Annotated in this window: 6 protein-coding genes and 1 rRNA gene; 4 read left to right on the top strand and 3 right to left on the bottom strand. The window is 51.3% G+C overall.

Going from position 1 to position 10,453, the window contains the following annotated elements:
* Positions 1-254: 254 nt before the first annotated feature.
* Genes OCT58_RS09365 through OCT58_RS09355 form a run of 3 tightly spaced genes read right to left on the bottom strand, consistent with a single transcriptional unit; the run spans position 255 to position 6,063 of the window.
* Entirely contained in the window at positions 255-2,573 is a 2,319-nt protein-coding gene (locus OCT58_RS09365) for a glycoside hydrolase family 31 protein (RefSeq protein ID WP_267202577.1), read from the bottom strand.
* A 44-nt stretch (positions 2,574-2,617) separates the two neighbouring features.
* A complete protein-coding gene (locus tag OCT58_RS09360; RefSeq protein WP_267202576.1) occupies positions 2,618-3,994 on the bottom strand; it encodes an SLC45 family MFS transporter in 1,377 nt (458 codons plus the stop codon).
* Positions 3,995-4,008: 14 nt separating this feature from the next.
* On the bottom strand, positions 4,009-6,063 hold the full coding sequence (locus OCT58_RS09355) for a glycoside hydrolase family 31 protein (protein ID WP_267202575.1): 2,055 nt from the start codon (positions 6,061-6,063) through the stop codon (positions 4,009-4,011).
* Positions 6,064-6,276: 213 nt separating this feature from the next.
* Here OCT58_RS09355 and OCT58_RS09350 point away from each other — a divergent pair, with 213 nt between their 5' ends.
* The 4 genes from OCT58_RS09350 to OCT58_RS09335 all read left to right on the top strand — a co-directional run.
* Complete coding sequence (locus OCT58_RS09350; RefSeq protein WP_267202574.1) at positions 6,277-7,230, top strand: helix-turn-helix domain-containing protein; 954 nt, start codon at positions 6,277-6,279, stop codon at positions 7,228-7,230.
* Between the two features lie 107 nt (positions 7,231-7,337).
* Positions 7,338-8,432, top strand: coding sequence for an aspartate-semialdehyde dehydrogenase (gene asd / locus OCT58_RS09345; RefSeq protein WP_267202573.1), 1,095 nt, complete (start codon positions 7,338-7,340; stop codon positions 8,430-8,432).
* A gap of 149 nt (positions 8,433-8,581) precedes the next feature.
* The gene (locus OCT58_RS09340; RefSeq protein WP_267202572.1) at positions 8,582-8,791 is read left to right on the top strand and encodes a hypothetical protein; all 210 of its coding nucleotides are present in this window, start codon (positions 8,582-8,584) and stop codon (positions 8,789-8,791) included.
* 629 nt (positions 8,792-9,420) lie between these two features.
* A 16S ribosomal RNA gene (locus OCT58_RS09335) occupies positions 9,421-10,453 on the top strand; the annotation flags it as partial.

The raw sequence follows: 10,453 nt of genomic DNA, 5'->3' as shown, positions 1-10,453 counted from the left end.
TGATTCTCGACGCTTAGCTTTTAAAACACCTTGGTACCAAGGCTTATTTAAGTGCGTCAAAAATCTGGTCAAAACAAGTTTGTCAGTGATAATTTTATCTTGACTTATTACCACATGACTTAATCCGATATCGGATTTACTTTAGTAAAACAAGCGGGTGAGAAAACGGCAAGTCAGGATGGGACGCCGGATTTTGGCAAAAATCAAAAGGCACGAAAAACAAACATGTGCGTTTGTTTTCCGTGCCTTAACTGTTACTTAACAGGCAGGTAATTCTCACTTGCAGCATTGTACTTGAACGTCCAGCGGCCGGTGCTGGTTTCAACGTAAATGTAGTCATAGGTTGGCTGGTAGCCGTGCTTATTCAGCTTGACGGTTACCTGACCGTCCAGGGAAACGGCGACATAGTATTCGTTGTATTCGCCGTCTTGGTACTTGAAGTCCTGACCGTTATCCTGGTAGTGCCGGTAGGAGCCGCACTCGCCGAAGAGCCGGAAGGTCATGACCTTTTCCGGCTGGTCGCTGATGTGCTTGACCTTATTACCCCATGGCAGGATGGTGTCGGCCTTGATAAACATCGGCAATTTGTCCAGCGGAGCGTTGACCACGATGCTTTGCTGACCAGAATATTCGGCATTGTTCCAGAAGTCCAGCCATTTGCCGGCCGGCAGGTAAACCAGCCGTTGCGTGGCCCCCTGGTTAACAATCGGGGCGACGAGGATGCTGGTACCAACCATGTATTCGTCATTGATTTGGCGAACTTGCGGATCCTGGTCATAGTTCAGCACGAGCGGCCGCATTACCGGCAGCCCGGACTCGGTTTCGTGGTGGAATTGATCATAGAGGAACGGTACAAAGCGGTAGCGCAGGTTGAGGTAGTCCCGATAGATATCCAGGGTCCGGGCATCAAATTGCCACGGCTCCTGGTAACGGGTCCCCATTTCGGCATGATTGCGGAAGAGGGGTGCGAACAGGGCGGCTTCAATCCAGCGGGTCAAGAGCTCCGGGGTTGTGTCTTTTTGGAAACCGCCAATGTCGGTTCCAGCAATGGCAATTCCGCTCAGGCCGAGGCTGGTCAGCTGAGGAATCGACAGTTGGAGGTTGGACCAGATTGACTGGTTATCACCCGTCCAAACGGTCGAATACTTTTGAATGCCGGCGTAAGCGGCCCGGGTGATGACAAACGGCCGTTTTTCGGTGGCCTCCCTCATCCCCTCGTAAGCCGCCTGGGCCTGGAGCTGACCGAAGACGTTGTGCATCTTGGCGTGGGTGCTCTTGTGTTCGCCATCGCTGAAAATCAGGTCATTCGGCAGCTCGCCGTCGAATGAAGCCGGCTCGTTCATGTCGTTCCAAATTCCGGCCGCACCAAGGTCGGCGAAGAACTTGATATGCTTGGCCCACCATTGGCGAACCCGCGGCTGCCCGAAGTCGGGGAAGGCCGCCTTACCAGGCCAAACGCGGCCAAAGTAGGTCGTCCCGTCCGGATTCTGGACGAAGTAGCCGTTTTTGACCCCTTCTTCATAGATGTCGTAACCATCCTCATCTTTCTTGACCCCGGCATCGAGGATCGGGATCAGCCGAATGCCGCATTTGCGCATCTCAGCCACGAACTTCTTCGGGTCGGAATACTTGGTGGTGTCCCAGGTGAAATCGCGATAGCCCCGCATGTAGTCAATATCGAGGTGAATAACGTCCAGCGGTAGGTGGTATTTCGCAAAACCATCGGCGATTTCTTCAACCCGCTGTTCGCTCGTGCTGTAGCCCCAGCGTGACTGCTGGTAGCCGAGCGTCCATTTTTGCGGCAGCGGCGTCGTTCCGGTGAGGTAGGTGTAGTTGGCGACGACGTCTTTTAGGGTGTGACCACCTAAGACGTAGTAGTCGACGTTCCCATCAACAGCGGAGTAATAATAGTAGTTCTCACTTTCTTTTCCAAGGTCAAAGTGGCTCTTGTAGGTATTGTCAAAGAAGAGTCCGTACGGGTGGTTGTCCTTAATCCCATACATGACCGGGATGGACTTGTAGATGCACTTAACCGATTCATCGTGGACCTGGCCAAAGTCGACGTTCCAGTTGTCATAGTCGTAGCCCCGCTTATTGAGGAAGCCCGGTTTGTCCCCGAGTCCGTAAAAGACTTCATCGGGAGCCAGCGACTTGATTACTTCATAGTAATGCTGGTTGGTCTTGCCGAGGAGGCTAATGTCGTGTCCCTCCGCCAGGACCGTCTGCTTGTGCTCGTCATCGAGATCGTTGGGCAGTGGGGTGCGTTCACCGCGGAAATCAATCACCAGCGGGTTCCCCTCCCCATCGTAGAAATCGACGTGGTGCCCGTCATAGGCCCGGACGATCAGCGCAGCGGTCCGGACTTCAACGTGATCACCCTTGTTTTCGACTGTGAAGCTGGTCTGGTGATGCTTGTCACCGCTGATTGCATAGGAATTCGTGGTCCGGCCACGATCGACGAAGACCCGAATAATTTCACTGGTGTAGACGTCGAGCAGGAGATCCTGCCCGTCGCGATAGTGGAGTTTGATTTGCGAGCCGTCTTGTTGATAATCGGTTAATTCTTCTGTCATTTTCTATCATCCTTCCGCATCATGCTTTACTTATGATTATATTACTAATTGGCGGCTTTGACGGAAACCCCTTCGTGAACAAAGTGAACACAGAAGGCCGCGCAGATCAAGGAGCAGCCGGCAATGGTCATCATCATTGGCTGACTGTGACCGACTATTGGGAAAATTGCAAAGCTCATCAGCGAGGCGACAATCTGCGGCAGGCAGATCCCAATGTTGAACAGCCCGATGTAGGCCCCTTCGTTTTGCCCGTTGAGCGAAGAAGTCAAAAGGGTAAACGGCAGGGTGTGGATGGTGAAGTAGCAAATGCCGAAAAGAATGAAGGCCAAAACCGTCAACCACTTGTCATGGGCAACGGAGACCAGGATGAGGCCAATCCCGCCGAGGGTCAGGCCGAAAGCATACCAGCGTTTCCGCGTCGTTGTTTTGGCGTGGGAATAGAGGAATCCCCAGCAGATGCCGGCGACACTAAGGATCGCAGTCAAAACACCGTACCAGTTACCGGCAGCTTGGAAGCCGGCGCTGGTCGGGTTGGTCGTGTGCCAAACGTTTTTGGCCAGGGTTCCGGTGGAGTAGGTCCAGACGTACATAACGGCAACCCAGGAGAAGAATTGAACCAAGCAGAGTTCCCAAAAGGCGTGCGGTGCAATCTTGATCAGGTGTAGCAGACTGACGCTCTTTTTGTTCGCCTGCGGGTCAATGCCGTGATACTTGGCGTAAGTTTGTGGATCGTATTCCTTTACATTGAAGACCGTCCACATGCTTGTGACGAAGAGAACGACTGCGGCGACGATATAGGCCCAGATAACGGTGTTCGGAACGACACCCCGTTTAGCGGTATTTGACATCCCGCAAGCCGTGAAGATGAACGGGAGCAGGGATGCCAGGATCCCACCACCGTTGAAGAAGATCTGTTGGAGGGACCAGGCAAAGTTCTTCTGCTTGTTGTTGACCATGTCGCCGACGATCATTCTGAACGGCTGCATGCAGATGTTGTTGAACAGGTCCATGAAGCAGACTGCAAAGGCCGCAAAGACCATTGCCGCCATGGAACCGTAGCCGAAGCCCAGGGAACCTGAAAATGGCAGCATTAAAAGCACCAGGGAAGCAATCGGCGCACCGAACAGCAGGTAGGGCATCCGTCGACCAAAGCGGTTCCAGGTCCGGTCGGAGTATTTCCCGATCAGCGGCTGGACAATCATTCCCATCAAGCCGGGAAAGATAAAGAAGAAGCCGAGGTTATTCGGGTTGGCACCGATGGACTGGAAGATCCGACTCATCTGGGAGCTCTGCAGGGAGAAACCCATGTTGACGCCCAAAAAGCCAAAGGTAATCGAAAAGATGACCCATTTCGACAGGTCCGGGAGCCCGGAATCCAGGTTGACCTGTTTGGTCGTCGATTTTTGTTTGTTTTCATCCATAATATGCGGCCCCCTTAGTTCTTTTCAGCGGGCACCTTAAAGTTCAGCAGGCTTTCCAGCGGGTGTGCGGCCCGGGTAAACAGCGGAATGGTGTCGATTGGGCATGGCACCGTGACGGTCTGCCCGCCCTGATAGGTGTGCTTAGTTTGAACGTCGATCCAGTCGGCCCCGGCCGGCAGGTAGACCTGTCGTTCGGTTTGGCCGGCGTGAATGATTGGTGCAACCAGAACGTCTGGACCAAACATGTATTCGTCGGAAACGTCCCAAGCCTGCTCATCCTTAGCGAAGTCGTAGAAGAGTGGCCGCATGACTGGCGTTCCGTCGGTGTGGGCCTTCTTCATCTGTTCCATGACGTATGGCCGAATTGCCTCCCGCATGAAGAGGTACTTACGCAGGATTTCATAAGTAGCGTGCGGGTACTTGTAGATTTCATTGAAGGCCCCGCTACCGAATGGCTGGTTAAACATCCGATCCGCATGCTCAATCGTCTGTTCGGCCGGTTCCCGGAAACCATGGAGCCGCATTACCGGGCAGAAGGTCCCAAATTGGAACCAGCGGGTGAGCAGCTCATGGAACTTCGGATCCTTGACGTTGCCGCCGGTGAAGCCACCGATATCGGTCGTCCACCAGGAAATTCCGGAGAGCCCGGCGTTAAGACCCGCGACGATCTGCTTTTGCAGAGACTCGAAGGTTGAGTGGACATCACCGGACCACAGTACGACCCCATACTTCTGACTGCCGGCCCAGACACACCGGACCAGGTTGACGATGTCCTTTTGTCCAGCTGCCTTTTGGCCTTCGTAAAAGGCCTTGGCGTAGTCCAGCGGGTAGATGTTGGATAACTTGAGGGCCGGACCCTGGTAGTAGCGGAAGTGGTCAAAATCGTAGAGGAAGCCGTATTCTGGTTCAGCTTCATCTAGCCAAAACATCCGCACGCCCTTGTCGTAGTAGTTTTGCTTGGCCTTGTCCCAGACAAACTTGCGGGCACCGGGGTTGGTGGCGTCGAAGAAGGTTTCGTTCCCCATGAAGTGGTAGGAGTCCTGATACATTCTTTCGGCCCGCACGAGGTAGCCACGGTCGTTCATTTCATCGTAGTTTTCACTATTAACGTCGACGGTTGGCCAAATCGAAACCATCAATTTGATTCCCATTGACTTCAGTTCTTTGACCATTCCTGCCGGATCCGGCCAGTACTTCGGGTCGAACTTCCATTCACCCTGATTTGGCCAGTGGAAGAAGTCGATCACGATGACGTTGATTGGCAGGCCCTTATCCTTGTATTCATAGGCTACTTTGAGGAGTTCATCTTGGGTCCGGTAGCGCAGCTTGCATTGCCAGAAACCGCTAGCAAATTCTGGCATCATTGGTACCTTCCCAGTCGCGTCGGTGTAGTTTTCAACAATCTTGGCCGGGGAGTCCTCGGCGGTAATCCAGAAGTCGATCTGATCGGTGTCCCGTGCTTCCCACTTGGTTTCATTGTTGGCAAAGGTGACCTGACCAATAGCCGGATTGTTCCACAGGAAACCATAGCCGCGGTTAGAAAGGACGAATGGCACGGTCGCCTGGGTGTTGCGCTGGGCCAGTTCCAGAATGCAGCCCTTGTAGTTCAGCTGCTTTTCTTGCCGTTGCCCCATCCCGTAGATCTTTTCGCCGTCGTGGGCTTCAAAGCGCATCGTCGCGGAGTAGTCGCCGCCGATGATCGGTTTGAGCTCACGGCCGGGGATCCCCAGCGGACTGGTCTTTTCACCGCCCGGCTTGACCTGCCAACGCTCTTCGACGAGGACCTTGCCCGCAGCATTGGTGACCTTGAGCCAGCCAAAGCGGTTGATGGCTGCCGTGATGTTGCCGTTGGTGATGGAGCAGGTGTTCTCCTCATGATTGATGGTGATGTCGTCTGCCTGCCCGGCCTGGTCTTTTGAATACGTCAATGCCCAGTCCTGGTTGGGTGTAAAATCATTTTTCTTAGTAACCCGGAAGCGGAGACTGTTTGGTCCCCACGGTTGGATTAGTAATTGCTCCGCTGCGTGCTCCCAGTAGAGTCCGTTGTCTCTTTTTTCAATAACTGCCATTGCAATCTTCCTTCCAATCAATCGATGTTATAATTGTTGAGTGAATTAGTTAGGAATACCAACTTTCAACACCTTTTATTAAAGCGCTTTCCATTTGCGCTGATAACTGTCTCAGGGGCCAAAATGGTATCTCTTCCGGCAAGAGTTGCAACCGAGGTGCCACTTTTGACAGACCCGGAGGACTAATGGTGGACAAATGAGGAGGAATTTTGAATGAAGGTAGATGAAAGTAAACAAGATATCAGTAAGGTGTATCTTTTTAACAGTGACCGGCCCTTCCATTACTTTGCGGGTGGTGAGAAAAACTTCGCCCACGGTCACGAAAAGGAATTCAAAATTAAGACCGCGGCTTACGAACTGGTTCTTTGCGCTGCCGGGCGACTGTCCATTATGGAAAATGAAGCGACAACAACACTCAAGCCAACCGAGTATTATCTGATTCCGGCCGAAACAGTGGTCAAAATTCAACCGGCTGGTGACCACGGCCGCTTTTACTGGTTTCAGTTTCTCCCAAAAGACGACCAACGCCAGCTTGATTTTAGTGAGATTGACCACCAGTTGGTCGATCGACAGAAATTGAGCGAATTAGCCAACAACGTGATCCTACCCGCCCATTACCACGTCCATGATGCGGCTAAGATCGAGACGGCCTGCCAGGAAGCACTGCTCAAAAGCCGGGTGAACTACTATACCGACGCGGTGATTTCCTATACGGTGACGCAATTGCTGCTGGAGATTGCCAATGACTTTCTGATGGGCCTCCACCAGCTGACGATGAGCAATCCCCGGGCTGTGGAAATCATCAGCTGGGTCCAGGAGAACCTGGATAGCCAGCTGACCGTCCAAATGATTGCCGACCATTTCGGGATGAACTATCGCTACGTCAGTCGGCTGATTAAGAAAGAGACCGGAATGACGGCTGCCAATCTGATTATTCAAAAGAAAATTGATATCGCCCGGAACCTATTATTAAACTCCAACCTGCCGTTAAAGGTGATTGCCAACCAGGCCTACTTTAATGATGTCAAATACTTCATGCGGATCTTTAAGAAACGGGTTGGCTTGACCCCGACCCAGTTTCGTCAGCAGTACATGGTTGACTTTCTCCTCAACGATACCAAGACACGGCATGAGCAGGATCGCCATGGGCAAGGCGAGCGGGGGTAAGTACTTGCGGAATTAAATTTCCCGTCTAAAACGATGGAATCTTCACGATAAGAAGAGTATATTAGACCATAATTAGAAAACAATTATAAGATGTGGAGATTTTCATAATGAGCGAGAAATTAAAAGTTGGTGTAATTGGTGCGACGGGGATGGTTGGACAGCGATTTGTCACGCTGCTGGCCAACCACCCCTGGTTTGAAGTGACAGTCGTCGCTGCCAGCAAGCACAGCGCGGGTAAAACCTACGAGGAAGCTGTCAAGGACCGCTGGAAGATGGGTGCAACGCCGATTCCGGAGGCCGTCAAGAACCTGACGATTTTGGATGCCGAGGACGTCGATCAAGTTGCCTCCCAGGTTGACTTCGTCTTTTCCGCCGTCCACATGGACAAGGATGCCATCCGCAAGCTGGAGGACGAGTACGCCAAGCATGAGACACCGGTCGTTTCCAACAACAGTGCCCACCGCTGGACGCCAGATGTGCCGATGGTAGTTCCCGAAATCAACCCGGACCACACGGATGTCATCAAGTACCAGCGCGCTCGCCTCGGCACGCAGCGGGGTTTTGTCGCCGTTAAGCCGAACTGCTCGATTCAGAGCTACACGCCAGCCATTGCCGCTTGGCAGCAGTTCGAACCGACCCAGGTTTTAGCATGTACCTACCAGGCAATCTCTGGAGCCGGCAAGACGCTGGAGGGGGCTCCAGAAATCCAGGGCAATGTGATTCCATACATCCCGGGCGAGGAAAAGAAGTCCGAGGACGAACCACTGAAAATCTTCGGTCACGTTGACTCAGAACAAAAGGCAATTGTGATGGCCGAATCTCCGGTGATCACCAGCCAGTGCCTGCGGGTGCCGGTCCTGTACGGGCACACAGTTGCAGCCTTCATCAACTTCAAGCAGAACCCGACAAAGGAAGACCTGATCAAGGCACTGGAGGACTACTCCGGTGAACCACAGAAGCTCGAACTACCGAGCGCGCCTAAGCAATTTATCCAGTATCTCGACGACGATTTCCGTCCTCAGGTTCGCTACGACGTGAACTTTGAGCACGGAATGGGGATTTCAATTGGCCGGCTCCGTCCTGACAAGCTGTTCGATTGGAAGTTTGTTGGTCTGTCCCATAACACAGCGCGGGGGGCAGCCGGTGGGGCTATCGAGTTTGCCGAACTGCTGAAAGCCCAGGGATACATCCAAGCAAAATAATAGGTAGATGATAAAAGCCAGCGATGCATGGGAGTGCACTTCGCTGGCTTTTTGTACGCCGTTTTTAACGTGGAGGAGCTTAAGGGAAAATTAAATAGCCATTTTTGGAAAAAAAGACTATAATGACAGTATAGAAAGAAGGCATAATCATGGAAATTGATGAAGATGCTCTTAAGAACTTCCAGAACTCGAAGTTTAACTTTGTTGACGCAGATGGCAATGATGTTGACTACAGCAACTTGTCTGAAGACGGCACGTACACGTTACGGGACGGCGACGCAATTGTTGAAGACAACATGAAGGCCGAAAATGTTGTTAACACGATTAACAATGAGTATGGTAAGACTGTGAATGTCTGATTTAATGCCATATATGCTAACTTCTATGGATCTTCCCGAACATTCAAGCAGGGAAGATCTTTTTCTATACTATTGGCAAATTTGGCCTTGCAAAAGGTGGGCAAAACGACTATAGTATTTAACTGTTGTGTTTCTACTGGAAGCACAACAATTACTGTCATTAATCAAAGCTGCTTCACAAAGTTGTGATGGCTGATTCTTGAGAGCTAGTCTTGATGACTACATGAAAAAGTAATCATTGAAATTAGTCTTGACGATGAGAAAAGATTTGATTACAATAGACAGTGCTGTCTTAGGAAAGCAACGATCTGCTTTAAGAAATTAAAATTAGTTGTTGACTTCTGATGACGGAATTGTTATTATAAATAAGCTGACTTCTTCAGCAAAGTCAATCGCTTGATTAATAATTAATTAAAAAAGCTCTTGACATTCTGATGAGTTAGATGATATAATAGATTTGCTGATTAGCTACTAGTTAATCAGCACGGTAGACCTTTGAAAACTGAACAAAGTTTCGACGAATCAAATGTGTAGGGCCTTCAATCACTTCGGTGATTTGAAGCAAAACATTTGCGAAGTCAATTCGCTTAATAACTTTTAATTTGAGAGCTATCTCAAATTCTTATATTTTATATGAGAGTTTGATCCTGGCTCAGGATGAACGCCGGCGGTGTGCCTAATACATGCAAGTCGAGCGCACTGGCCCAACTGATCTGACGTGCTTGCACTGAAGTGACGATGGATTACCAGTGAGCGGCGGACGGGTGAGTAACACGTGGGCAACCTGCCCTGGAGCGGGGGATAACATTTGGAAACAGGTGCTAATACCGCATAACAACGAAAACCACATGGTTTTCGTTTTAAAGATGGTTTCGGCTATCACTTCAGGATGGGCCCGCGGTGCATTAGCTTGTTGGTAGGGTAACGGCCTACCAAGGCAATGATGCATAGCCGAGTTGAGAGACTGATCGGCCACAATGGAACTGAGACACGGTCCATACTCCTACGGGAGGCAGCAGTAGGGAATCTTCCACAATGGGCGCAAGCCTGATGGAGCGACACCGCGTGAGTGAAGAAGGGTTTCGGCTCGTAAAGCTCTGTTGTTGAAGAAGAATGTGCGTGAGAGTAACTGTTCACGCAGTGACGGTATTCAACCAGAAAGTCACGGCTAACTACGTGCCAGCAGCCGCGGTAATACGTAGGTGGCAAGCGTTATCCGGATTTATTGGGCGTAAAGCGAGCGCAGGCGGTTGCTTAAGTCTGATGTGAAAGCCTTCGGCTTAACCGAAGAAGTGCATCGGAAACTGAGCGACTTGAGTGCAGAAGAGGACAGTGGAACTCCATGTGTAGCGGTGGAATGCGTAGATATATGGAAGAACACCAGTGGCGAAGGCGACTGTCTGGTCTGCAACTGACGCTGAGGCTCGAAAGCATGGGTAGCGAACAGGATTAGATACCCTGGTAGTCCATGCCGTAAACGATGAGTGCTAGGTGTTGGAGGGTTTCCGCCCTTCAGTGCCGCAGCTAACGCATTAAGCGCTCCGCCTGGGGAGTACGACCGCAAGGTTGAAACTCAAAGGAATTGACGGGGGCCCGCACAAGCGGTGGAGCATGTGGTTTAATTCGAAGCTACGCGAAGAACCTTACCAGGTCTTGACATCT

This window comes from Limosilactobacillus kribbianus (assembly GCF_026413145.1).
Taxonomy (GTDB): Bacteria; Bacillota; Bacilli; order Lactobacillales; family Lactobacillaceae; genus Limosilactobacillus; species Limosilactobacillus kribbianus.
This window is presented reverse-complemented; position numbering and strand designations above follow the sequence as displayed.

What these genes read in the sequence shown, in the direction of transcription:
- OCT58_RS09365 (WP_267202577.1), bottom strand. Translation starts at nt 2,573, where the DNA reads ATGACAGAAGAATTAACCGATTATCAACAAGACGGCTCGCAAATCAAA.
- OCT58_RS09340 (WP_267202572.1), top strand. Translation starts at nt 8,582, where the DNA reads ATGGAAATTGATGAAGATGCTCTTAAGAACTTCCAGAACTCGAAGTTT.
- asd (WP_267202573.1), top strand. Translation starts at nt 7,338, where the DNA reads ATGAGCGAGAAATTAAAAGTTGGTGTAATTGGTGCGACGGGGATGGTT.
- OCT58_RS09355 (WP_267202575.1), bottom strand. Translation starts at nt 6,063, where the DNA reads ATGGCAGTTATTGAAAAAAGAGACAACGGACTCTACTGGGAGCACGCA.
- OCT58_RS09350 (WP_267202574.1), top strand. Translation starts at nt 6,277, where the DNA reads ATGAAGGTAGATGAAAGTAAACAAGATATCAGTAAGGTGTATCTTTTT.
- OCT58_RS09360 (WP_267202576.1), bottom strand. Translation starts at nt 3,994, where the DNA reads ATGGATGAAAACAAACAAAAATCGACGACCAAACAGGTCAACCTGGAT.